This window comes from Paenibacillus sp. Marseille-Q4541 (assembly GCF_018310695.1).
In the GTDB taxonomy this organism is placed as follows: Bacteria; Bacillota; Bacilli; order Paenibacillales; family Paenibacillaceae; genus Paenibacillus.
Window position 1 is genome coordinate 1 of the sequence record NZ_JAGXCY010000051.1, and the last position, 23,656, is coordinate 23,656.

Genomic DNA, 23,656 nt, shown 5'->3' on the forward strand with positions numbered 1-23,656 from the left:
GGAGCCACGGGCGTTACTGGAGCTACGGGAGTCACCGGAGCTACGGGAGTCACTGGAGCCACGGGAGTCACCGGAGCCACGGGCGTTACTGGAGCCGCGGGCGTTACTGGAGCCACGGGCGTTACTGGAGCTACTGGGGTTACTGGAGCTACTGGGGTTACTGGAGCCACGGGCGTTACTGGAGCTACGGGAGTCACCGGAGCTACGGGAGTCACTGGAGCCACGGGAGTCACTGGAGCTACTGGCGTTACTGGAGCTACGGGAGTCACCGGAGCTACTGGGGTTACTGGAGCCACGGGAGTCACGGGTGCAGGTGCAGTTATACCTCTGGCATCTGGCGGGCCTATTATTATGACAACCATTGCAGGTGGATTAGTTGGCACAACCAGCCTCGTAGGATTCGGAAGTTCTGCAACAGGAATCTCCCTACTCGGTGGTAACATTGATTTAACAGGTACACTAGCAGGCCCACTCATAAACTTTGCATTCTCTGCTCCACGTGCCGGAACCATCACGTCTCTTGCCGCTTACTTCAGTAATACCGTATCTTTATCACTTCTTGGTACTACGATAAATATAACGGCACAATTGTTTGAGTCTACAACACCAAATAACACATTCACTCCTATTGCAGGCGCAATAGTACCACTGCCACCGATCACAGGCACCATTTCTCTAGGTACATTTGTCAGCGGAATTACAAATGGCATCAATTTTGCTGTAACACCGCAGACACGCCTTCTTATGGTCTTCTACGCCAACGCTTCAGGTCTTACCTTACTCAATACCGTCACCGGGTATGCTAGTGGAGGTTTCACTTTTAATTAAATAATATTAAAAAAAGCTCGTTACAGCTCCTAGCTGCCTAGCGAGCTTTTTTATTGTGAATACCTCATTTTGTACCTACATGGTTTAGGTAAGGTTGCTACCTATATTGTGGAAGTTCGAATTGGGGGAAGGAGATAAAGAGTATTTATGAGTGAATCCACGGGTCGAAAGATGATTGGTTTTAAATGTCCAGAGTACTGGAGCTTGGTATTCTCCGTGCCAAAGTTACGCAAAATCTCAGTGAGGAACTTACTGTTTAAAGATACTTGGAAATCACCACCTGTTTTCTCAAGTACAGATAGTTCATCTTTCATATCCCCTACTTCTGAGATTTTAGAATGAAGTCCTACTTTTTTATCCATTACAGATATATGAATCGTATTCTCGCTCGCAAGTACAGAAGCACGCTGGGTGGATTGTAACAGGTTTGAAGTACGAAGAATAACTTCTGATTCTAAGGTTTTGGGAATTAGATTTTGAATGAAAGGGTATTCCCCTTGAAGTAAAACAGAGTGAAGCTGTATCTGAGTAGTAATAAACTTGATATTATTTGAATTAATTTCAATTTCCGTTACATCCTCTGTAGCTCTTACTACTTTTAGCAGTTCATTAAGACTTTTACGGGGAACAACGACCCGCTTGTTGACGTTCTGCTTTGTCTCCATGTATACATTTGCAGTCGCTGTAGAGAGTATTATGCTATCAGTTGCTGTAAAAGCAAGAAAATTGTCCCTATATTCAAATAATACCCCCGTTAAGAGTGGGCGGGTTACAGCATCTGATGTAGCAGTTAGCATTTGCCTTATTGCCATTATAAGAGCTTTGTTACTTATAGAGAACCTGATCTTCTGAGAACTTTCAGTATGCTGGAGCAAAGGAAACTGCTCTGATGATTTTACTCCACTTAGACGAAAATGCGCTTTATTGGCTGAGATAAAAAGGGTAGCTTTCTCGATTACTTGCAAAACAATTTTTCCCGAATCTAATTTGCGTATAATCTCATAGAAATATGTAGCTGGCACGATCATACTTCCTGTTTGCTGTATTGAACACATTCGCTCCCCACCTCCAGCAAAAACAGTATATTTGATCGATAAACTCAAATCACTTGCTGTGAAAATAAGACCTTTATTCGTAGCATCAATGTGTATACCTGAGAGTATAGGCATAGCATGATGAGATACCGCTTTTAAGACATGTTGAAGTGCCTGGTACAATTCATCTCTTCCTATTTCTAGGAGCACACTTTTCACCTATACCTCTCTAACAAAAAATTATTTTTCGGATGAAAAATACTGCTCCATCATTGTACGTATCGCTTCTGATCGAGATATTTCCGACTCTGCACAATGTCTCTCAAACTGCTCCCACATTTCCTCAGTTAAAGTTAGAGATACTTTCTTCGTTACTCCAATACTTTTTCTGCCGGCACCTTCACGAAGCCCGCCTTTGTTAAATAGAAATCCCAACTGTCCCTCTTTGTTTGAAATGCCTACTTTAATATTACTGTTACTCATGCAAATAACCCCTTGTAATATTGAATTAGGTTACTTAAATCATATTCCCCAACTTAATTTTATCACTCTATTTATCTATTTACAATATTTTCAATATAATAAAAAACTGAGTCCAAAACCTTGGATTCTTTTCTGTTTCTGAGTAATAATCAAGGATAGATAAATCCTTCTCTACGCTTACGTTTGGAGAGGTCTGATTGAAAATTCATTCCAGAAAATCATCACAGGAGGATTTACACCAATGACGGAAACAATCCATAATGATCTACTTACCACCCAAAATCTTGTCTACATACCCTGTAAATATGAATGCTCCCAGCTACTGCCGGAACCACAAAACGCTGAATATGGTGCGTATGTATTTCAATTAAACCAACGTTCCATTCGATTTCGTGTCGCAAAAATTACGCCGACAAAAATCGGACAGTTCGTAACGTTATGGGAGAGAATCGGAACCCAGCCCATTCAGCCCTATGATGTATCCGATCCTATTGATTTCTTCGTTATTAGTACGCGCCAAGATAATCACTTCGGTCAGTTTGTATTCCCAAAAACGATTCTAGGAGAGCAAGGGGTCTTATCCAAAAAAGGGGAAGGCGGTAAAAGAGCCATGCGGGTTTACCCACCATGGGACAATCCTACGAGTCGTCAGGCTCAAAAAACGCAGAAATGGCAACTGGAGTATTTCCTAGATATCCCTTCGGATAAACCCATCGACCTTGTCCGTGCTCAAATGCTTTATGGTTCGTAATATTATGCCTACTATTACATAAGCAAAGAGGCCTCTACTAAGGGGCCTCTTCTCTTTTATATTCATAGGTAGCTTAAATTCATACTCAATATGCAGGCTCATACTCACTTAGCTTTCCTTCATAGATCAGATTCATCCTGTCACTTTGCCGGAAATCATCGGGCGTTACGAGCGCCGGTAGCTTATCCCATATTTTAATCCCCGATCGCCGCAGGATCTCTGCTACAAACTGGGAACAAAAATACGAATTACTGAATTCAACGGGTTCTTTAAGTGCAATACCGATGACACCAAGAATATTATATAAATACTTCTCACGCTTTTGGATAAAGACTTGCAGGACCCGCTTCATCTTCTCCACTTCACGTTCAGTAACCTCCAGCTCATAGATGACACACGTCGTATTCGGATATTTACTGAATGTCCCTGTCTTAATATCCTCTTTTACAAAGCCACCATTCAGAGGGTTATTCGGGCTTTTCCTCCCAAAGCTATACATCTCAGAAAGTTCTCGATTAAAGGAGATCGAGGCGTGATTGTAAGGTGCTCTTGTGTACGTTTGAATGATCTGTGTAAACAATGTCCCTGTATTCGTAAGTAAGATAAAGACGGATTGATCAGATGCCATTACGAAATTTCCCCTTATCAAGTTTGAAGGTTTCCCTCATAATAACATATGATCCCTTTAGTGGAATCCTACTTCAAGGTAAGTTGGTGACGTTTATGAACAGCTCGTTTTTTACGATTGTCCTTATTTTTGCAGCCTTACTTGCCATACAATTTGTCTATTATTTGGTGGACAAATATGAGAAGAGCAAAGACTATACCGCCATTGGAACACGACTTAAAACGTGGTGGGGCATGTTTTTTGTTTTCTGTTTAGCGACTCTTTTAAATCCTGTAGTTTCTCTTCTATCCTTAATGGCTCTCTGCTTCTTCGCACTGAAAGAGTATTTCTCCATGATTCGTACGAGAAAAGCAGATCGCAGACTGTTTCTGTGGGCTTACTTGTCCATCCCGGTGCAGTTTTACTGGATCTATATCGGATGGTACGGCATGTTCATTGTCTTTATTCCGATCTATGTGTTCTTGTTCATTCCACTGCCACGCCTGATCAACAAAGGGACCGTCGGTTTTTTGCGCAGTGTTAGTTCTACCCAGTGGGGGCTCATGTTAATGGTGTTCGGACTGAGTCATCTGGCATACTTCCAGTTTGCTACTCCTGAATATGGAGCAGGATTGGTGCTATTTCTTGTAGTGCTCACACAGCTAAATGATGTCGTCCACTATCTAGCATCGATTTATTTTGGTAAACGGAAAGTAGTTCCCACAGCGAACCCTTATTTAACCTGGGAAGGATTTGCTTGCGCGTTTATCGTAACTACCGCGGTATCGTACTTCATACATCCTTACCTCACGCCGCTCGGTGTAACATTTGGCGTGATTTCCGGCATGCTGATCAGCCTCAGTGGATTCTTCGGCAGTTTGACCGTTTCCGTGCTCAAAAGAGATTTGCTCATCGGAGATGATGACAAGTTCCAGGCGCTCAAGAAGAGCTACCTTAGCCGGGTTGATAGTTTGACTTACACCTCTCCGGTCTTATTTCATTTCATTCGGTATTTCTTTGACTTTATGTAAGTTCATCTTCAATTTCCGAAATGATATCGAAAGCTCCAGCCGATTGATTAGAACAAACGACAATATATAGAGAACGGTCCGGGTAGAATGCAGCTCTAAAGTTAACGCCCGGATCGTATCCCATCAGCACAAATTTATATTTGTCTTCCTCATACGCTCTAATCCAGACACCATAACCGTAATAGGTACCTTCACTCACGTCTGCATGTGGAAGCAACATTAAATTCGTTAGTTCCTGGTTAAGCAGATGATATCCGGTCAGTGACTCCCAAAGCCGGACCATGTCTGCCGCAGTCGTATACGCTCCACCATCCGAGCCCCCTTTGGCAGGAAGCGAGTAGATATTCGTTCTCGAGCTGCCATCCTCCGCGTCAATATAGCCGAGCGCCGTACGTTCCGGTAAAGCGTCCATTTCAAAATAACCGGAGTCCATCATACCTGCCGGATTAAAAATATAGGTTTGCACATAGTCACTAAAACAAAGTCCACTTGCCTGCTCCACCACAAGTCCAAGCAGAATATAGCCCGCATTATTGTAATGGAATCTTTCTCCCGGTGTTGATTTCATCGGTTCATTCTGAAAGAGGGGCAAGAAATCGCGTAGCTGTCTGATATGATACATAGGAAGACTCACCCACAGTTGTTCAAAATCATCCATCACTTCTTCATCGAAATAATCCGGTACACCAGAGGTATGGGTAAGCAGATGATGAAGTGTAATGCCCTTATCAAACTCAGGGAAAGTGATATCCAGACACTCCGTAAGCTTATTTGTAAAGGACAGCGTCCCTCGCTCCACCAGCTGTGCTATAGCAATCGACGTGAAAATTTTGCAGCCTGAAGCGATGCCGAATCGGGTGTTCGGCCCATTCTTAATTTTTTCAGAACGGTTTGCATACCCATAGCTAAGTTCCGCAACAACCGATCCCTTTTGCTTCACATATACCGAACCAGAAAAATGAATTTGTTCCTGTATGGCGGAGATCCGCTGGACAACATTTTTCATCAACAAGCTCCTCCAAACTTCTTCATCTACATACTAGGAATCAAGGCATCCCCTGCACGCTTGAAATATTCCATCTTGCTATCAATAAAACCATCGTCAAAGTCGGCAATACCGATCAGTTCCGATTCCTGGAAACACAAGCTAAAGAGCCAAAGCTGACGAATCACGACAAAGACAGGTACCATTCGTATATCGTTATCAGAAATAGATCTAATCTCCTTATAACCATTCAAGAACGATTGCCACAACTGTTCAACTTCTTCTTGATCGTGTCCGCTATGAATTTCTCTTGCTAATCGGAACTCTGCGATATCATAGGCTCTCCATCCATAACCGCATAGATCAAAATCATAGTGAGTCATCGTCCCATCCTCAGCAAAAGCTACATTCGTATTCCCATGCAAATCGCCATGGCATATCCCCCAGTCCAGTCCCTGATCAAGCTGGGTTTCAACTATATCCTTTAACTTCATAGCTAGGTGATACAGCGCGCTATAGTCTTCTGGACGATGCTGCATGTACGCTTGTAACGTTTGAAGCGGTTTCTCAATTAAATGCTCCAGGTCAAGAATGCCCCGTTCGTGTTCACTTGTAAAATGGTCGGCAGCGTTATGTAGACGAGCGACTTCTTTTCCAAAAGAGTAGCTATCCTCTATTCTATGAATCGGTTTCTCTACTCCTTCAGCAAAGTTGAATAATACTCCATATTTCGTGCCTTCTGAAACTTCAAAAGTATTAAGAAAAGAGTCATCCTTTCTTTTGATAGGTGTAGATACTCTGATATCAGCAGAAGCCAGACATTCCAGCAGATCGAGTTCAAACTCAATTTCTGCTTGTGATCTTCGATCCGCACGGTACACCCGGAAAATATATTTCTCTATTGCTGTTGTCACGATATATGTGTCATTCATGCCTTTCAGAAAATACTGAAAGCCAGTGACCTTCCCTATGTCATAGTGATCTGTAATATGTAATAAGAGTGCTTTTTGTGATAAAAGCGAATAGCTAGCAGGGAATATACTCATTAATCCTCATCCTTATTATCATTTTTCATAAATTGTACCATTTATTGTATATTCCCTGTTCAGACTGTTTAGGTTAAGCCGTTTGTTACCGTGAAGAAAAATTATGCCAGATAAGCAAAAGAGCCCTTCTGCTCATAGCTTGGGCTCTATAAACTGACTTAATAACTAGTGAACAATGCAACAATCAGGATCAGTAACCAGATGAAAAAGGTGGCTCCACATATGATCAGTTCCCCAAAATGAATCCGCATCACTTTATAATCACTCTGATTTGCTTGGCGAATTCCAAAAAAATCACCATGCTGAAAAATATAGATAAAACTACAGGCAAAAACGAGTCCAGCGGTAATAAATGTACCAGCGGGTAAACTCATTACATAATAGGGATTCCCGCTTGTCTCGAGGCTCAGCGAAAATCCGAAGTACTTAGATAACAAAAATGTCAGGACAATAATAATAAACAGAACCAGCGGTAAACTGAAGGGATGTCTTCTGCTATCAATCAGTCTTAGAAAATATCGAAGTTTATTGTTTTGGGGTTCAAGATCGATCTTCGCTTTATCCTCGCCCTCATCATGTACGATATCGAGAAACCAATATCCGGTCATTCCCAAGAAGATGATGGGATTCAGCAGACGAAGGGCCATACCCAAGTCAAAAATAGCAATGATAACGAGTATTGCAAGTAGAAACAAAAACACTTTATTCGCAATTTTCTCACCCTGTGCCCATATCTTATTGATAAAGACCCGGTTGTCCCTGCCTTCCCCTACACCGTTACTCATAATAATCTGGGTAACTTGCTTCCTTCCAAGCTGAATGATCACATAAGCGATCATCGTTAAGCATAATCCAACAATCAAATACGTGAATGCTTCTTGCGGGTAAATAACATACGAATCATAATGATTCACGATCCAAAGTCCGTCCAAAACAATAAAAACAATGCCAATAAAAAAGATATACGGAGCCGCTTTATAAATAATGAGCCTTCATCCCCCTTTTCTCTCCTATTATTCAACAATTCTAACATAGACCCTGCTATTCGTAACTCTGCTCTCACCTGCTAAATAACGTGATAGAATGAAGCACATAAGTTATTTAGCAAAGGAGAACGATCGCTATGGAAGAGTTTACAGATTGGAAAAATGGTGCTGTCGGACACCCTTTTATCGCTTCGTTTAGTGGAGGAAAGGACAGTGTTTTAGCGCTATACAAGGCAATGAAAACAGGAGAAGCCATCGGGCTGATTGTAATGCTAGAGGAAGAAGGGAAGCGCTCTAGATCGCACGGCATGCCGCCAGAGCTCATTCAGGCACAAGCTGACTCTATTGGTTTACCTGTATTTACAGCAGCCGCAAGTTGGACGGATTATGAAAAAGTGTTCATGGGACTCTTAGAAGATGCTAAAAATCAAGGGGCAGAAGTGTTAGTCACTGGAGATTTGGATATGCCTGCTCATGGATGTTGGCATGACAAAGTTACGAAAAATGCGGGATTAACGCTTGGGATGCCTTTATGGGAGATGGATCATAAAGAAGCCGTCAAAGAGTTCATTGATCTTGGATTCACTACAATCATCGTAACCGTAAATTTATCCTTAGGCATGCGAGAAGACGATTTGGGGCGTGTGCTTACCCTCGAATATGTAGAGGAACTTGAAGATCGTGGTATTGACCCTTGCGGGGAGGGTGGTGAATTCCATACTACCGTTATCGATGGACCTATTTTCAAAATCCCTATTCCGGTGCGAAAGTGCGAGATTCTGAAAGACGGAGAATATGCCTTTTTGCCATTGGAATTAGCTCTAAACTCTTGATGTTCTAATTTAAGGAGGTACCTTAAATGAAAGTCGTGGTTACGAATTACAACGATACATGGAATGAAATGTTTAAAGAAGAATCTCAATACATAAAAGATATTTTGGGTAGTGAGTTAATTGCAATTCATCATATTGGCAGTACTTCTGTTCCTGGGTTAAAAGCGAAACCAATCATTGATATTATGCCTGTAGTAAAAAATATTGAAGAAATTGATTCTTTTAACGAACAAATGACCGATCTTGGATATGAATGTATGGGTGAGTTCGGTATAAAAGGAAGAAGATATTTCAGAAAAGGGAAAGAGCATAGAACACATCAAGTTCATGTATTTCAGGTAGATAACGAGAAGGATATTCACCGGCACCTGGCAGTAAGAGACTACCTCCGAACACACCCCGGGGAAGCAAAGCAATATGGGGAACTAAAAGAAAACCTTGCACGGCAATTTCCCAACGATATTGTTGCTTATATGGATGGTAAAGATGCATTTGTTCAAGAGCTTGAAAGAAAAGCACTTGATTGGTATGTAAATACCGATAGTAGCTTGTGATAAGCCATGAGTAAAAATAAGAGCACCCTAAGGGGTGCTCTTATTCATGAGAATAACTAATGATTTTACTGGTTATCAATCATATACATTAATTGTACAATATTACCTTCTACTGTATAACCCATTATAAACGTGTAGTACCCCTTTTCAACATTCGTAAGATCGATCGTAAATGTATCTGGATTTGCCGCCCATTCATTCACATCAAACGTGGTCTCTTTGAACGTTCGATTGTTTCTAATCCCTGCTGTAAAAGGTATTACTTTTTGTCCATCTACTCCAGTAACGATATTGTTCACTTCAACGATCGGTCCCTTTAATTCTTTCATTTCTAAAATCTGAGGATTTGCATTCAGGTTCTTTAGATTCGTTAAATCCTTTAGTGGAGAAAAATCAGTAACTTCATGCCCACTGATATTTAGCGTCTCCAAATTTTTAGCATATTCCAGCCCCTCAAGGGATTGAACTCTATCTTTTCTTCCTATTTCAACGGTTAACTCTGTAAGCTTATACATATCGCCCAGTGTTAGTTCCCCAGTAACGCCTAACGTTTCCTTAATCGAATCCCTCAAATAAGTATCTTCGATAACCGTAACCTGCGTGAGGTCCTCTTGGTTCAATCCTTCTTTTGCCGTATTCAAGGCTATGACGGCTACATCAATTTCTTCTTGGGTAGCATTCTTGTTTGCCAAGACTTCTTCTGCTCTTGTCACACTATTCATAAATATCTCAATGCTTTCAGAAGTATATCCTTCTAGAGAAATAGCTTTCGCTTCTTGAATGGCTTGTTCAAGCTCTACCGTATATATTCGATCTGCGTTGGCAAAATGTAGTTTCGTATCACCCCATGATGCATGGTCTGACCCGTTTCCATTTCCTCCGTCCGTAACGACTAACTTCAGTTCTTTCGCTCCGTTAATATCCAGTTCAATGAATTTCTGAGGATCTCTTGAATTCATAAGTCCACTATCAAATTTCTTCTCTCCATCCACAAACACCTGGAAGGTAACGGAGCCAACAGAGCCGTACATTTGGCGATCTACACCAACGAATGATGTAAAGTAATCAAAGTTTTTATCCGTTAGATCGTACACAATGGTCGAATTTGAATGTGCACCAATCCCCCTAGCGTAGGAAACCTCGCGGTTATTCTCATCCGTTAATCTTAACGTTTTTGCACTAATAGAAATATCCTTAGTAGGCGCCGTATAACTATTCTGCGTAGAGCTCCAATCATAATCAGTTAGGTACTGATAGTCTTCCATGTCAACAACAGCGATGGTTCTTGTCTTTGTAGTCTTATTCCCATCACGATCCGTTACACTGTAAGTGATAGGGTACTCCCCTGCTCGGTTGAAGTTCACACTGTCCTCTCCCGTGACTACGATTTGCGAAGTTAAGTTCCCGTCTTCTGCATCGGTTGCCGAATAATCAGCACTGATCTCGATTGGTTGACCTACTTTCGTAGAGACAGATGTAGGGATTGTAAGTTCAGGCACACTGTTTTGAATTAAGAATTTCGCATCTCCAAAATCACCATGGTCAGAAGCATTTCCGTTTCCTGCATCACTTACGATCAGTTTTAATTGCTGAACACCTTTCAACGGTATTCTCACCAATTTTGCTTCCGTACTGAATTTCATTAGCCCGCTGTTATACACTTCTGTACCATCGGCTACAATTTTGAAGATAATACTGGAATTGTTCTGCTCCGGTATATTGCGGTCAACGCCTATATACGTTTCAAAATATTCGTAGTTCGTATCGCCAATGTTATACACGATCTCAGAGTTTGCATGTGTTCCGATCCCTTTTGCAAATTCTTTCGTTTCACCACCGACAAGTAACTTGATCGTACTGTTGGTGCTAGATTTATCTTTTCTGACTACGTTATAATCCGTTCTCGCAGACTCCCAGTTCACATCACTTATGAATTGTGTTGAACTGTAAACTACAATGGTTCTTGTCTTCGTAACGGTATTTCCATCATGGTCGGTAACCGAGTACTCTACATGGTAAGTCCCCGGTTTATTAGAACTGAAACCATTCGTTTCAACTTCGACTTGTTTGATTAAGTTTCCATCTTCTGCATCAAATGCTTCTACGCCGCTTAACATATCAAATTCTCCATGTAACTTCACTGCTCCTAGCTCTTCAGGCACCCTTAATGAAGGTTTACTAGATACAGTAGTGAACTTTGCATCTGCCCATACCGTATGGTCTGACGCATTGCCGTTATCATTCGCATCGGTTGTCACTAGCTTTACTTCTCTTGCTCCTGAAACAGGTATCTTGATAGACTCATGTTCTGTACTTGCTTTAAACACATCACTGTTAAACTTTTTCTCTCCATCTACGTAAACTTCGAATGTCGCAGAGGAAGGCTTTCCTTTCATTGCTTGATCAATACCGATATAACTCTCAAAAAAATCGTAGCCTTTCCCCTCAATATCATAAACGACCTCAGAATTGGCATGTACACCGATCCCTTTTGCATAGGTCGCAGCGAGTCCCTGTCTAATTAGCGTAATAATTCCGTCAGCAGGTGCTTTATCTTTCTTCAATGAACCCCAGCCCACTGTCGCAGAAGTCGCATTCAGGTCGGAAGCATATACATAATCGCTCGTCACGGTAACCTGTGCCGTTTTTGATTCGGTGGCGCCGCCACTCTTGATTTCATATACAACTTCATAATTTCCTTTGTTCGTCACATCTACATTGTTCGATTTCACGACCACTTCGCTCGTAATATCATTTCCTTGGTAACTTGCTGCCTTTACATAATTCATCGGGTCAAATTCTTGATTTAACTTTAGTGTGACTTGATCTTCAACGGACAATGCTGGCTTAAACGCCTTGAATTGTACCGGTTTTAGCGTATTTAACTTTTTATCATAGCCGACGATCTTATATGTATAATTGATACTCGTATCTACATTGCGATCTACGAATTGATCTGTGCCGGTAAATCCAACTAGCGTATCATTTCTATAGATTTCATAACCTAAGAAATCTTCCTTATATGCCTTTTCCATAGAAAAGCTTAGCGTATTCGTTTTTGCAGTCGCATTAGGAATGACACCGACTGCTATTGAAGCATTTTTATTTTCTATACCTGTTCCCTCATAATGAATTACCGAATTATTCAAATACCATAGTTTTTGGGGGGCTGGATATTTATCTAACTTCTCTTTCGTTTCTGGATTCACTGTAAACCCATGTCTAGCAAAATAACTGCTCAAATCCATACCCAGTACTTCTGACGAAAACTCAACCAAATACTGCTGTTTGGAATTGTCGCCATTTGTAAGGGAAACTTTCCGCTCCCGGTAGAGCCTAGTCAGTTCCGTCCAATATCCTGGATGGGCTAGCTCCAATTGCCAATACGCTCCGAGTTGTGCAAAATAGCCCTGCTCGGACATCACTGCTTTATTTTCCTCAATAACATATTTATAAATTACATCTTCATAGGGAATGCGAGTATCTATTGAATCAGCGGCAACAGACATCAACATAGACACCATATTATTGGTTACTTCTCCATACTCCCGTTCACCCATGGCCAAGCGATGTCCAATTTCATGGTTCAATCCCCAACCTGGATAGGACTCGTTAAAGTCACTTAACATGGTTCCAACCGTTCCATTTTGTATCCCTGTGTGGTCACCAGCTGCATACATTGCACCATACGGCTGCATGAGTCTGATATTCTCTCTGATTAGTTTAGGATCGTGGATCTCACTGCTGCTATCCAGACCATAGAAGTCAAAGATCTCCTTCATCCAACTATCATAACCCGTTACTGTATTCATTGGGTTATTCCCTTGAGTAATATACTTGTTGTACGCCTCAGTAGCTGTTCCTGTAAATATGACGTGATCACTGACCATCTCTACCACGTCGATTAGCTCACGATCTTTTACATTTGGATGTGCAGCCTTGTCTGCATCCAATCTTTCCTTATATTCCGTTAAGAAAACTTTAAATTGTTCAGGATCCGTATCCTTTGTCATCATAGGAATTTTCTGAACACCTTCAAAGCGGATTAGAGGAGCCTTACCTTGCTGCTCCGGTGTGTACGGATTTACGATGTACACAGTCCCGCCTTTAGTAACATCATGTGCATAAGCACTATTCGTTGGAATATCAGGCACGGTTATCGTGTTTTTACCCGGACGTAATTGGACTCCCCTTGCCCAGCTGGACCAAGAACCCTCTTGTTGCGAGAACACTAAAGAAGGCAATTTATCTGCAGAATCAACATCTACATATACATTAATAACATCTCCAGGCATAGCAACAAATCCGGTAGGCTGATTATTCGTGCCGAAATTAATTCGTAAGTTTTGCTGTGCGTGCTTTTTCATGTCCCCACGCTGTTCTGCTTGAATGATAGTCCCTTCCATTTGTACTTCACCGTTAACGAGCCCTTTCGCTAATTCCAATTGATCTTTATACATCGGATATAGCGGGTGTACTTTTGCTTTTTCCTCGAGTTCATTGATTTTGTCTACTTGATTATATTCTGGTACTACTTTGCTCATCGTTCCATCTGTAAAAAGGTCGTTCATTGCATCTCTAACCTTGTCTTCTTTGTAAAAAGAAAACTCTGCTGCACTAGCCCAATCCTGATTCGCTTTTTTGAATACAAACTTCAATCTCTTAAATGAGGTAGGAGCAAATTTAATTTCCGTCACATCGCCTGTAGAACCTTTGTATTCCCCTGTAGTTACTAATGTAAAATCATTTCCTGCATCCGTAGCCGAGCTATAAATCTCAAACTCTTGGGCGAATCCTTTACCTTTCGCACCATCTTGTCTAGCTGCATACACCATTCTATCTAAGGTAGTTGCTTCATTTAGCTGAAATACAACCTCATTCGTAAATGTAGTACTATTCGGTTTACCCGTCTCCCAATGGGTCGTCATATTTCCATCAATTGCTTTATTAATTTGAGAGCTTGAATAGTTGCCACCATTATTCGTGATCGATGTAATGTTTGTACTATCCATTTTATAAACTGCATCATAATTATGTAATATGTCTTTCCCATACAAATCAAAAAGAACAACAGACGCATTACTTAAAACATTTGCCTTGCTTTGTACTATACTTTTTGCTGCTTTTGCATTTACATTCTGCATTTCGCTTGCCATAACATAACCCGTCTCACTAGAAAAACTGATGATCATCGCTGCAGATGTAGCGATCGCTATCATTTTCTTCATACTTTCCTACCTCCTGATGTAATGTACATGCTGCCAACATCTTAAAATAGGCATAAAAAAAACCACTCCCAAAAGAGTAGCTTGATTACACCTAAAGTTGCATAAAAATTAAGACTTAATTTTTATTAAACCTTAAAACAAAAAGCGTAATACACTCTTTGGCAACTGGCTGACATAGTTTTGTAAACGTTAGTCCCTATAGCTTTGCGTCCCTACGTTTCCCTAGGTTTGCCTATTAAGTTTGGAGCATTTAGGAAGATTAAGTAACCCTCCACTTCATTATATGATTAGATGGTATTATTTACATATAGGTAATAACAATTATATTTTATTGAAATTCCCCATCGGACCAAGGTCTGGATAATTCTTTAGGACTATGCATAGCGAAAGTTTATATGCCTCTAGTTCTGTTTATGTTCAAAGGTAAATAATTGATATCTATTAGAGTGAAACTGGATATAGAGTATACTATAAGAATACAAGTTAGATAATGAAAAAATTTCTATATGTATATGTATTCAAATATAGTGCAGAAGAGGTCGAAAATGAGTCAGAAGCAATTTGCAGATTACCAATTAAGTGAAGAAATCATGAGAGCACTAAATAGTTTGGGCTATGAATCGCCTACAGAAGTTCAATCGGAGGTTATTCCCGTAGTCCTTCAGAATAAAGATCTGGTTGCCAAATCACAAACCGGTAGCGGAAAAACAGCATCCTATGGTATTCCGCTTTGTGAGCAAGTGGATTGGAATGAGAATAAACCACAGGTTTTGATCCTGACACCAACCCGTGAACTCGCGTTACAGGTGACAGAAGATATCACAAATATCGGGCGCTTTAAGCGAATAAAAGCAACTCCTCTTTATGGGAAACATCCTTTTCATATGCAAAAGGCCGAGTTAAAACAAAGAACACATATGGCTGTCGGAACGCCAGGGCGTGTACTGGATCATATTGAACGAGGCACGCTGCCCCTAGAGCGAATTGCCTATCTCGTTATTGATGAGGCAGATGAGATGCTGAACATGGGCTTCATTGAGCAAGTTCAATCCATTATCCAGGCGCTGCCTAAGGACAGAGTTACAATGTTATTCTCTGCTACTTTTCCTGAGGATGTAGCCAAGCTGTCCAGACAGTATATGAAGAATCCGGTCGAGATCGAAATTAAAGCGTCCGGTTTAACGACAGCAACAATTGAACACTCGCAGATTCAGGTGCTGGAAGGGAACAAGCTATCCCTTCTCCAAAATCTACTCATTGTTGAGAATCCTGATCGTTGTATTATTTTCTGCCGTACGCAGGAGCATGTAGATTCCTTATTCAGAGAAATGGCTGATCTTGAATATCCATGTGATCGTATTCATGGTGGGATGGAGCAAGAAGAGCGATTTGAAGTGATGAATGCCTTCAGGAGAGGACAATTCCGTTACTTGATCGCGACCGATGTAGCTGCTAGAGGTATCGATATTACGGGTATCACCCATGTCATTAACTACGACATTCCGCTCGAGAAAGAAAGTTATGTCCATCGTACAGGACGTACAGGACGGGCTGGCAAGACAGGGAAAGCCATTACCTTCATTACTCCTAAGGACAGCAGACGGTTATCCGAAATTGAATCCTATATTGGATTTGAGATTCCAAAAGTAAAAGCTCCTTCAGAAGAAGCGGTTGATCTTCGTAGAGAAGATTTCGAGCAGAAGCTACATGTTAGAACTGAACTAAAAAAAGATAAGCGTGAGCTACTCAATCAGCAGATCATGAAGCTAAACTTCAATGGCGGCAAGAAGAAAAAGTTTAGAGCAGTAGACTTTGTAGGAACCATCGCGAAGTTGGATGGGGTAACGGCAGACGATATTGGTATCATTACGATTCTTGATCATGTAACCGATGTTGAGATTCTCAATGGTAAAGGTCCGCTTGTGCTTGAGATGATGAAAAATACGACCATCAAAGGCAAGCAGTTGAAAGTGCGTAAAGGGAACAAATAGAAAGCTCTAGCATATACAAAAAGACGATAGGAAAAGTGCTATTAACGCACCCTCCTTTCGTCTTTTTTTCACTACGATTTTATAGGAGCCGTTGTAGGGATGGTCAAAAGAAATGTTGTTCCTTTCCCTTTTTCACTATGGACTTCAATGTTGCCTCTCACTTTATTGATCGTGCTGTAGACCATAAGCATACCAAGGCCGGTTCCTTCCTCTTTTGTAGAATAGTAGGGCTTACCTAGCCGTGATATTTCATCCTTTGTCATTCCAACTCCTGTGTCTTTGATACGGATCATAATCTGTTGCTTTTTCTCCGTGATCTCGATGGTTAGAGTTCCCCCGCCCGTTTCTATCATTGCTTCAATCCCATTCTTGTATAAATTAATTAAACATTGCTGGATTTGATTCCGGTCATAGCTCGTATTTAATGTGTTATTAAAATAAAAATCGACCTCTACCTTATGGATGGAAGCATAAGGCATGATGATGTTTTTGGTGTACTCTAACTCTTCACTCATGTTGGAATAAACCATATTTTCTGACTGCGGTTTGGCAAATGAGAGATAATCGCTCACGATTTTTTCGGCACGTTTTAGCTCCAGTAAAGACAACTCAATAAATCCTTTTTCCTGTTCTGTTATCGTTTTTGATTTATTTAGTAATTGTAGAAACCCACTCGTCACGGTAAGTGGATTTCTTATTTCGTGTGATACACTGGCTGCAAGCTCACTAACGACATTTAATCTTTCGGATTGTATAATTCGGTCACGATTTTTAATATTTGTAATGATCTTCTCTATGAGAATTACAATGATACTCATCAATCCACCATGAGTGGTTAGCGCATTTACAGCGAGAACCCAGAATTGACTATCTAACTGCCCAAGGAGAGAGCTTAAAATAATAAGGTAACATCCCATGGTGAGCATGGAAATAACCGTCGCCCCAATGATGCGGCCTTTAGAATCTAGTTTTACAAACTTTTTATTACATAGCGGGATTAAGATCAGTGCGGCTGTTGAAAAAAGGAAGGAATGGATTGTACCCACTCCACCCACATAAAACCTAAAAATATTCAATACAACATATAACGGCAGAACACTCTTATATCCTCCGTATAAAGCGACGATAATAAATGGAATATATCGCAGGTCAAAAATAAATCCACTCTCTAATCTGATCGGCATAACAATACATAGGCTCATGGTGACTGCAGATAGTACAACAAGTATTTTTCTATTATATGAATGGGGTCTATTTTCAAAAAAGATTAGAAATATGACCACAGGGACGAGTAAAAACAAGAAATTCAAAAGTAAGGTTTCAAACAAAGAATGACTTCCTTTCCACCTTATGCTAAAGAGAGTATATGTCAGGTTTTCGTCTTTATATAGAACATTACGCTAATCTAGTATTATAAGTAAAGGTAAAAATGCCAATGATAAGTATCCTTACTTTTTTATTCAACCCCCTTTTTGAACAACATAAAAAAGCATCCAAAGGATGCTTTAAGATATTACAGTTAACACTTTAGGAAAACTTTCCGAGCCCCAGTGATTCACATTCTATCTCTCCTCAAACCCTTTTAACAATGCCAATGCTTCTTCATTGTCGGGTTCAAGTTTTAATAATTCTCGAGTATAATCTAGTGCATCATCAATGAGTTCTAACTCGAAACAACAGATAGCTAGACAATAAAAGACGGTCGATACAATCTCGTCGTCATTTGATTGTATCGATATCTCTAAGAAATGTTTTGAATCTTTATACATTTCCATCTCAAATAGGACCAACCCAGCATCGAGTGCTAAATCATAACGCTGTTCCATTACATAGTACGAAGACCACATGACCTGTATTCCATTATAAATATCCTTAATTTCGTCATCATCTGCATCGGGTAGCAGACTACAAATCTGTCTCGCACTCTGGATGAAAAATTCTGCGTCGTATCCACCCAATCGCCAAAAACTTAAAATTTGCTGTAGTCCCATACTATCTATTCTGCGATCTACCCATTCCTTCATGCTAAAAAATTCGTCTGGACCAAAACGCTCAATAAATCGGCGGTAGGCTAATCTGGTATTGGAATATTGTTTCGGCGTATCCATATGCAGAATACAACCTACATTTATATTTCGATAGTGCTGGGAGGGAAATAACGACATCGCGCCTTTTTTTTCAAAAACATGCTGAATCGCATGATAGTTTGCTGTCAAAGAAAAACTTCCATGAATAATAAGCTCTGGAGGTTCTGAAAATTTCCAGTAATCGAGTAAGTGATCTCCTTTATCTGCTGTTATTAATAGGAACCCTTCTTGTGACAACTGATTTAGACGCTCCAAACAAGTCAGTCCAACAACAGGAAATAAGATGTGTGAATCTTCTAATTCTTCCTGATAAACGGCAATGGCGTCACGATAAGGATACGTTTCTTGTTCATACTCAGGTGCTCGCCTGTGCTCATAATGTAACGATATTTGATCAAATACTTCGGATGGCTTCAGTGAATCCATATGTTCAGGATATTCAACAAAAACATCGGCTTCATAAACTTGGCCATCCCCAATATAAAGCAACTCTTGTGGAATCCCACAGAAGAAATAATTGGCCACAATAAGTAAAGGCTGTTTCAAGTCACCTTCACAAATCGTTGTACCGGATACAACCAGGTCTAGAACAGTATCATGAACCGCATCAAATTGAGCGAAGTCGAGTAATCCCTCAGCAATAAAAGATTGGAGAGCCGGGTGCTCCTTCCAAGCGAGCACATTATTCATTGCGAGATCCGTCATCACATAGCGGAATGGTGGTAAGGATATCCCTGCATAGTCACGTAGCTTACACAACTCATGAAGCACATGGTAAGCAAGACGTCCTGCACCTGCTCCAAGCTCTACAATCGTAACCGGTTCTGAAAGATGTCCTTGACTAGCCCGGTCTTGAAGAAATCCAAATATCATTTCTGCATAAGAAATAGCAATCATCGGATTACTCGTTATATACTGAGGAACTTGGTCATTATTCCAAGCCTTCATTCCCTTTTGTTCGTAATATTCCCGCTGCAAATCCCATATAGGTGCTTCACTAAAGCGGTAGCGTTGTTGTTTATTATCTATCATTCAATCATATCCTGCTCTCTGCCCGTTATTTATTACGTGTATAGTACATTCATCTATCTTAATCTATAATAACCTTTTTTACGCACTGTCACTAATTATAAAATTGCGATTCTCAGGTACCGCAAAAAGTTTGGTAAGGAACATCGGATTTCGGCGGCGGTGCAGCGAAATCCGCTTGTTCGGAAGTGTGAGCGTATGGATTACTAAGAACATCCAGCAACTGATCCATTACGCTGTAATCTCCCTGCTCCACTGCCGCTTCTAATGCGGCCTCTACCCGGTGATTACGAGGAATGACCGCAGGGTTACTGCTGCGCATCAAATCATTCGAAGAAGTTTTCGTTTCTTCTTGTCTGCTTAATCTAGCCTGCCATCTCTCATACCACTGAGTAAACTCGTTACTGCCGTACATAGCCAAGTTCTCCAGCTGACCAAACGTCAGTGCAAGGAACGTATTCGTATAGTCAGCACCATGCTTGTACATCATTCCAAGCAGGCCCTCAATCAGCGATTCATCCTCCTGCTCTTCATTACCTATTCCTAGCTTCGCTCTCATTCCCGCAAGCCAGTGATGATAATACAACTCCGCAAAAACTGCGAGTTCATCCTGAGCCAAAGTGATGGCCTGTTGGGCGTCCTCATGTAGCAGAGGTAATAGCGACTCCGCAAATCTCGAGAGATTCCAGAGCGCAATATTCGGCTGATTGCCATAAGCGTAGCGTTCATCCCTATCGATCGAGCTGAATACCGTTGCCGGGTCATACACATCCATGAATGCACACGGTCCATAGTCAATGATTTCTCCGCTAATCGCCATATTGTCGGTATTCATCACCCCATGAATAAAGCCTACCAGTTGCCACTGGGCAATAAGTGCAGCTTGACGCCGGATCACTTCTTGAAGAAGGCGAAGATAACGATCTTTAGAATCGCCTACATCAGGATAATGTCTATGTATAGTATAGTCAGCCAAGTCCTTAAGATCCTCGGCCTTCCCCCTATTTGCCGCATATTGAAACGTTCCTACGCGCAAGTGGCTGGAGGCTACTCGGGTCAGGATTGCACCCGGTAAATACGTTTCGCGGATAATCGACTCGCCGGTCATCACTACCGCTAGACTGCGGGTCGTTGGAATCCCAAGACCATGCATGGCTTCGCTGATAATGTACTCACGCAGCATCGGCCCAAGTCCCGCCCGGCCATCGCCTCCACGCGAATACGGCGTTCTACCCGATCCTTTCAACTGAATATCATACCGTTCACCCAAGGGAGTAACCTGCTCACCAATCAACATCGCCCGGCCGTCCCCTAGCATGTTAAAATACCCAAACTGATGACCAGCATAAGCTTGAGCAAGCGGGAAAGCACCCTCGGGAATCCGGTTCCCTGCTAATGTCTCAATACCCTCATCGCTTCTCAGCGCCTGAGCGTTCAAACCAAGAGATTCCGCAAGCGGTCCATTAAACTTAATCAAATGCGGCGAACTTACAGGAGTCGGATTGAGATGGGCATAAAATAGTTGAGGTAAATGGGAGTAGCTATTGTCGAAATTCCAGCCAGCCTCTAAAGTTCCTTTTTTATTTATCATTCGCATCTCCTTCTCATTTATCTTGTGTCACTGTTCGTAACTGTAGTATACCCTTTTTGTTCATTTCTCGGCTTTGCCTTGAACATGATTAAACCACCGATTAAAGCGATCACACCTATCGCTTTTTGAAGTGTAAAAGGAACTGTTTCTAGACCAAACCAGCCTACCGAATCCCACCATAGGGCACAGAGAAGCTGAGCTGACATCACGATGGAGATCGCATGGCTGGGTCCAAGCGTCTTCACTCCCTTTACCGTAAAGGTCACTACACCAATCCCTAGCAAACCACTAAACCAGAACCAGACCTGCATCGGCTTCAAGGTGAAAAATCCTGCACCTTCAAACAACAATCCCATAACGAATGAAGCCAGAAATCCCATACCGAGCACTAGAGCTGTCGTTGTCTGTGAGCGCACAGCTTCGTTCACTTTGCTATTGAACATCGTTTGAACACTAATCAAGGAACCTGCTGCTAACGCCATCACGATACCCATGATCATCCCTGTTCCTTCCTTTCTTCCCGCTCGTATATATTTTGTCCTGCCACTGCATATAGCCCCTCTCTATTCTTCACGACAAGTGTTCCTCTCCTCCGCTCCACTAATCCCTCTGAAGAAAATTTCTGGAGAACACGGTTCAAATGACGGTAACTCGTCCCAATTAAGTTCGCCATATCCTTTATACTCGACATGTTTACTCTTTTCATTGCTCCATTCTTTTCCTCAGGGGAGACAGACAGCAGGTAACTAGCAAGCCTAACTTCTACTGGATATAGAAGATGAGATCCGAGAGAGATCGATTTCGTATAAAATTTCTGGGCTACCATGTTAAGCAATAATCGTAGAAATGATGCCTCATCCTCATACTGACTTAACCTCCGTTTATGAATACCGATCGCCTCTACTTCGGTTACCGCCATAACCGTATTTAAATTCTCTCTATCCCTTAGACATTCGATTTCCCCAATAGCCTCGAACGGAGTAGTAAAATTAATTAGCAATGTTTTTCCCTCCGCTGAAGTTGTATATACTTTCACCTTGCCTTGCACCAGAAAAAAAAGAAATTCGGGCTTCTCTCCTTGCCGGCAGAGCGCCTCATCTGAATCGAAACGATACAGAGCCAAATGTTGTCGTAACCCTTCCGGAAAAATATCTTCAAGTCCATACTGAATGAGATATTGATTGATCCGTTCCCTATCCATTATTTCCTTCATATCAAATGCTTCCTCCCATACTGGGGATTACTAACTTTAGAATGTTAAACATAGGATGCCAATAACCATGAACCCAATTCCTGCCCATTGAGAGGTCCTTAGACGAAGCGGAGCTGTGCCAAACCAGCCGATCTTCTCCATTACCAAGGTTACCGTGATTTGGGCGATCAGTACAGCCGATACGGTGAGTGCCGCACCATTTTGATGAAATGCAGTGATGTTACTAAACAAAATGAAGGCTGCAAAAGCCCCGCCGAATCGATATACCGGCTTTACCTGCCTTAGGTTCCTCCAAGAACGGTCACGAGCTAACCAAACGAGCAGCATAGCTGCTACAAACCCAGTACCTTGCGTTAAAGCGGCTGCCTGCCAAGTTCCGATCCTCTCTCCGATAAACGCATTGGCTACTCCCTGCAAGGTCAAGAAAGCCCCTGCCAAACATGCATATATGATGCCTTTCATTTTCTGCCGCCCTCCTCATTTCATAACGTTCCTTCTTATTTAACAGTGCGCTGAAGAATCAGAAAAGGACATATGTCCTTTTTGTCTGTCAAATAGAGAAATAAACTAGTTATAGTAAATCCGTCCTATATATTAGTACAAAAAAAGGTGAACCTACCTATCAATATCTTTATATTGATGGGTAGGTTCACCTTAAATCTCCACTTGTTATTCATATCTAAACTTCATTATTCAGCTTCTTATATAGACCCGCTAACTGTGCCCGCTCCTCTTCAGTTAACCGTTCAAATAATTTTATACGTAACCTTTCCCCTTCCAATGTCGCTTGTTTGAGGATCTCTGCACCTTTGTCGGTAATCTCCAAATATATAATACGACGATCGGACTCATCCATCTTTCTGGTGACTAATTTCTTCCCAACCAGTTTTTCCGATAAATAACTGAGTGTAGGCGGAGTAAAGCCCAAGATTTTAGCTATATCGGAAGGCCGGCTTTTTCCTTTTTGCTTTAAATGGCCGAGCACAAGAATATGAGAGACGCCAAGGTCGTCACTGAATGTTTTATTCCATTGGACAATCACTCCATTGGTGAACTTATCCATATTGTGTATGAGTTCGAAAATGGTCTGTTCCTTCATAAGATCCTCCTTGAAAAAACGAAATGACAGCCCCTAAATCCGAATAAGGGCTGTCATCATCTTACACGCTATTGTGCTGAGTATCCACCATCAATAACTAGCTCAGATCCTGTAATGTAGGAAGAATCATCAGAAGCTAGGAATAGTGCTGCTTGGGCAATATCAATAGCTTGGCCTAAACGTTGTAGAGGCGTCGCTTGGATTAATCTACCCAGTAGATCTTTTGATGTACTTAAAGTTTGTGTCATTGGTGTTTCAATAATCCCAGGGAAGAGAGCAT

21 protein-coding genes and 1 riboswitch are annotated in these 23,656 nt (G+C 41.4%); of the genes, 6 read left to right on the top strand and 15 right to left on the bottom strand.

Going from position 1 to position 23,656, the window contains the following annotated elements; genetic code table 11:
* Positions 1-828 (top strand): exosporium glycoprotein BclB-related protein (locus KFT32_RS25390; RefSeq protein WP_283246472.1); only part of this gene is annotated, 828 nt, incomplete at its 5' end.
* A 101-nt stretch (positions 829-929) separates the two neighbouring features.
* Here the strand turns inward: KFT32_RS25390 and dnaN are convergent.
* Together dnaN and KFT32_RS25400 are read right to left on the bottom strand one after the other, a co-directional pair.
* Positions 930-2,081: a DNA polymerase III subunit beta gene (gene dnaN / locus KFT32_RS25395; RefSeq protein ID WP_211750155.1), complete on the bottom strand. Its 1,152-nt coding sequence runs from the start codon at positions 2,079-2,081 to the stop codon at positions 930-932.
* Positions 2,082-2,102: 21 nt separating this feature from the next.
* Entirely contained in the window at positions 2,103-2,345 is a 243-nt protein-coding gene (locus KFT32_RS25400; RefSeq protein ID WP_211750156.1) for a ribbon-helix-helix domain-containing protein, read from the bottom strand.
* Positions 2,346-2,586: 241 nt separating this feature from the next.
* Here KFT32_RS25400 and KFT32_RS25405 point away from each other — a divergent pair, with 241 nt between their 5' ends.
* The gene (locus tag KFT32_RS25405; RefSeq protein ID WP_211750157.1) at positions 2,587-3,096 is read left to right on the top strand and encodes a MepB family protein; all 510 of its coding nucleotides are present in this window, start codon (positions 2,587-2,589) and stop codon (positions 3,094-3,096) included.
* Positions 3,097-3,181: 85 nt separating this feature from the next.
* On the opposite strand, the gene KFT32_RS25410 is transcribed toward KFT32_RS25405, so the two are convergent.
* Positions 3,182-3,724, bottom strand: coding sequence for a C40 family peptidase (locus tag KFT32_RS25410; RefSeq protein ID WP_211750158.1), 543 nt, complete (start codon positions 3,722-3,724; stop codon positions 3,182-3,184).
* 95 nt (positions 3,725-3,819) lie between these two features.
* On the opposite strand from KFT32_RS25410, the gene KFT32_RS25415 reads away from it, so the two are divergent.
* On the top strand, positions 3,820-4,734 hold the full coding sequence (locus KFT32_RS25415) for a phosphatidate cytidylyltransferase (protein WP_211750159.1): 915 nt from the start codon (positions 3,820-3,822) through the stop codon (positions 4,732-4,734).
* Here the strand turns inward: KFT32_RS25415 and KFT32_RS25420 are convergent.
* The 3 genes from KFT32_RS25420 to KFT32_RS25430 form a co-directional block, all read right to left on the bottom strand.
* The gene (locus tag KFT32_RS25420) at positions 4,727-5,740 is read right to left on the bottom strand and encodes a serine hydrolase domain-containing protein (RefSeq protein WP_211750160.1); all 1,014 of its coding nucleotides are present in this window, start codon (positions 5,738-5,740) and stop codon (positions 4,727-4,729) included. The two genes, KFT32_RS25415 and KFT32_RS25420, sit on opposite strands and share 8 nt — an antisense overlap.
* A 26-nt stretch (positions 5,741-5,766) precedes the next feature.
* Positions 5,767-6,765, bottom strand: a complete 999-nt coding sequence (locus tag KFT32_RS25425) for a phosphotransferase (RefSeq protein WP_211750161.1) — start codon at positions 6,763-6,765, stop codon at positions 5,767-5,769.
* Between the two features lie 158 nt (positions 6,766-6,923).
* Positions 6,924-7,679 (bottom strand): hypothetical protein, encoded by a 756-nt coding sequence (locus KFT32_RS25430; RefSeq protein WP_211750162.1) that lies wholly within the window; start codon positions 7,677-7,679, stop codon positions 6,924-6,926.
* A 209-nt stretch (positions 7,680-7,888) separates the two neighbouring features.
* On the opposite strand from KFT32_RS25430, the gene KFT32_RS25435 reads away from it, so the two are divergent.
* Positions 7,889-8,584 carry a Dph6-related ATP pyrophosphatase gene (locus tag KFT32_RS25435; RefSeq protein ID WP_211750163.1) on the top strand — a complete coding sequence of 232 codons (696 nt, stop codon included), beginning with the start codon at positions 7,889-7,891 and terminating at the stop codon, positions 8,582-8,584.
* Between the two features lie 26 nt (positions 8,585-8,610).
* Positions 8,611-9,138, top strand: a complete 528-nt coding sequence (locus tag KFT32_RS25440; protein WP_211750164.1) for a GrpB family protein — start codon at positions 8,611-8,613, stop codon at positions 9,136-9,138.
* Positions 9,139-9,203: 65 nt separating this feature from the next.
* On the opposite strand, the gene KFT32_RS25445 is transcribed toward KFT32_RS25440, so the two are convergent.
* Entirely contained in the window at positions 9,204-14,366 is a 5,163-nt protein-coding gene (locus tag KFT32_RS25445) for an NPCBM/NEW2 domain-containing protein (protein WP_211750165.1), read from the bottom strand.
* 157 nt (positions 14,367-14,523) lie between these two features.
* A riboswitch (cyclic di-GMP riboswitch) is annotated at positions 14,524-14,609 on the bottom strand.
* A 302-nt stretch (positions 14,610-14,911) separates the two neighbouring features.
* Between KFT32_RS25445 and KFT32_RS25450 the strand changes: the two genes are divergently transcribed.
* A complete protein-coding gene (locus KFT32_RS25450) occupies positions 14,912-16,357 on the top strand; it encodes a DEAD/DEAH box helicase (RefSeq protein ID WP_211750166.1) in 1,446 nt (481 codons plus the stop codon).
* 71 nt (positions 16,358-16,428) lie between these two features.
* On the opposite strand, the gene KFT32_RS25455 is transcribed toward KFT32_RS25450, so the two are convergent.
* The 8 genes from KFT32_RS25455 to KFT32_RS25490 form a co-directional block, all read right to left on the bottom strand.
* Positions 16,429-17,541, bottom strand: coding sequence for an ATP-binding protein (locus KFT32_RS25455; RefSeq protein WP_249436138.1), 1,113 nt, complete (start codon positions 17,539-17,541; stop codon positions 16,429-16,431).
* A 378-nt stretch (positions 17,542-17,919) separates the two neighbouring features.
* Positions 17,920-19,476, bottom strand: a complete 1,557-nt coding sequence (locus KFT32_RS25460; protein ID WP_211750168.1) for a tetratricopeptide repeat protein — start codon at positions 19,474-19,476, stop codon at positions 17,920-17,922.
* Positions 19,477-19,588: 112 nt separating this feature from the next.
* Positions 19,589-21,064 (bottom strand): protein adenylyltransferase SelO, encoded by a 1,476-nt coding sequence (locus KFT32_RS25465; RefSeq protein WP_211750169.1) that lies wholly within the window; start codon positions 21,062-21,064, stop codon positions 19,589-19,591.
* Positions 21,065-21,081: 17 nt separating this feature from the next.
* Positions 21,082-21,564 (bottom strand): DMT family transporter, encoded by a 483-nt coding sequence (locus tag KFT32_RS25470; protein ID WP_211750170.1) that lies wholly within the window; start codon positions 21,562-21,564, stop codon positions 21,082-21,084.
* A complete protein-coding gene (locus KFT32_RS25475; protein WP_211750171.1) occupies positions 21,561-22,277 on the bottom strand; it encodes a Crp/Fnr family transcriptional regulator in 717 nt (238 codons plus the stop codon). Before KFT32_RS25475 ends, KFT32_RS25470 begins: the two co-directional genes overlap by 4 nt.
* Positions 22,278-22,313: 36 nt before the next feature.
* Positions 22,314-22,739: a DMT family transporter gene (locus tag KFT32_RS25480; protein ID WP_211750172.1), complete on the bottom strand. Its 426-nt coding sequence runs from the start codon at positions 22,737-22,739 to the stop codon at positions 22,314-22,316.
* A 217-nt stretch (positions 22,740-22,956) separates the two neighbouring features.
* Positions 22,957-23,376 carry a MarR family winged helix-turn-helix transcriptional regulator gene (locus KFT32_RS25485; protein ID WP_211750173.1) on the bottom strand — a complete coding sequence of 140 codons (420 nt, stop codon included), beginning with the start codon at positions 23,374-23,376 and terminating at the stop codon, positions 22,957-22,959.
* 68 nt (positions 23,377-23,444) lie between these two features.
* A partial coding sequence (locus tag KFT32_RS25490) for an SDR family NAD(P)-dependent oxidoreductase (protein ID WP_211750174.1) occupies positions 23,445-23,656 on the bottom strand: 212 nt, incomplete at its 5' end.

Bases quoted from the DNA above. Each gene is read 5' to 3' on its own strand.
- KFT32_RS25445 (WP_211750165.1), bottom strand. From the start codon at position 14,366: ATGAAGAAAATGATAGCGATCGCTACATCTGCAGCGATGATCATCAGT.
- KFT32_RS25420 (WP_211750160.1), bottom strand. From the start codon at position 5,740: ATGAAAAATGTTGTCCAGCGGATCTCCGCCATACAGGAACAAATTCAT.
- KFT32_RS25400 (WP_211750156.1), bottom strand. From the start codon at position 2,345: ATGAGTAACAGTAATATTAAAGTAGGCATTTCAAACAAAGAGGGACAG.
- KFT32_RS25475 (WP_211750171.1), bottom strand. From the start codon at position 22,277: ATGAAGGAAATAATGGATAGGGAACGGATCAATCAATATCTCATTCAG.
- KFT32_RS25455 (WP_249436138.1), bottom strand. From the start codon at position 17,541: ATGCCGATCAGATTAGAGAGTGGATTTATTTTTGACCTGCGATATATT.
- KFT32_RS25415 (WP_211750159.1), top strand. From the start codon at position 3,820: ATGAACAGCTCGTTTTTTACGATTGTCCTTATTTTTGCAGCCTTACTT.
- KFT32_RS25405 (WP_211750157.1), top strand. From the start codon at position 2,587: ATGACGGAAACAATCCATAATGATCTACTTACCACCCAAAATCTTGTC.
- KFT32_RS25410 (WP_211750158.1), bottom strand. From the start codon at position 3,724: ATGGCATCTGATCAATCCGTCTTTATCTTACTTACGAATACAGGGACA.
- KFT32_RS25440 (WP_211750164.1), top strand. From the start codon at position 8,611: ATGAAAGTCGTGGTTACGAATTACAACGATACATGGAATGAAATGTTT.
- KFT32_RS25470 (WP_211750170.1), bottom strand. From the start codon at position 21,564: ATGATCATGGGTATCGTGATGGCGTTAGCAGCAGGTTCCTTGATTAGT.
- KFT32_RS25450 (WP_211750166.1), top strand. From the start codon at position 14,912: ATGAGTCAGAAGCAATTTGCAGATTACCAATTAAGTGAAGAAATCATG.
- KFT32_RS25465 (WP_211750169.1), bottom strand. From the start codon at position 21,064: ATGATAAATAAAAAAGGAACTTTAGAGGCTGGCTGGAATTTCGACAAT.
- KFT32_RS25435 (WP_211750163.1), top strand. From the start codon at position 7,889: ATGGAAGAGTTTACAGATTGGAAAAATGGTGCTGTCGGACACCCTTTT.
- KFT32_RS25480 (WP_211750172.1), bottom strand. From the start codon at position 22,739: ATGAAAGGCATCATATATGCATGTTTGGCAGGGGCTTTCTTGACCTTG.
- KFT32_RS25485 (WP_211750173.1), bottom strand. From the start codon at position 23,376: ATGAAGGAACAGACCATTTTCGAACTCATACACAATATGGATAAGTTC.
- KFT32_RS25460 (WP_211750168.1), bottom strand. From the start codon at position 19,476: ATGATAGATAATAAACAACAACGCTACCGCTTTAGTGAAGCACCTATA.
- KFT32_RS25425 (WP_211750161.1), bottom strand. From the start codon at position 6,765: ATGAGTATATTCCCTGCTAGCTATTCGCTTTTATCACAAAAAGCACTC.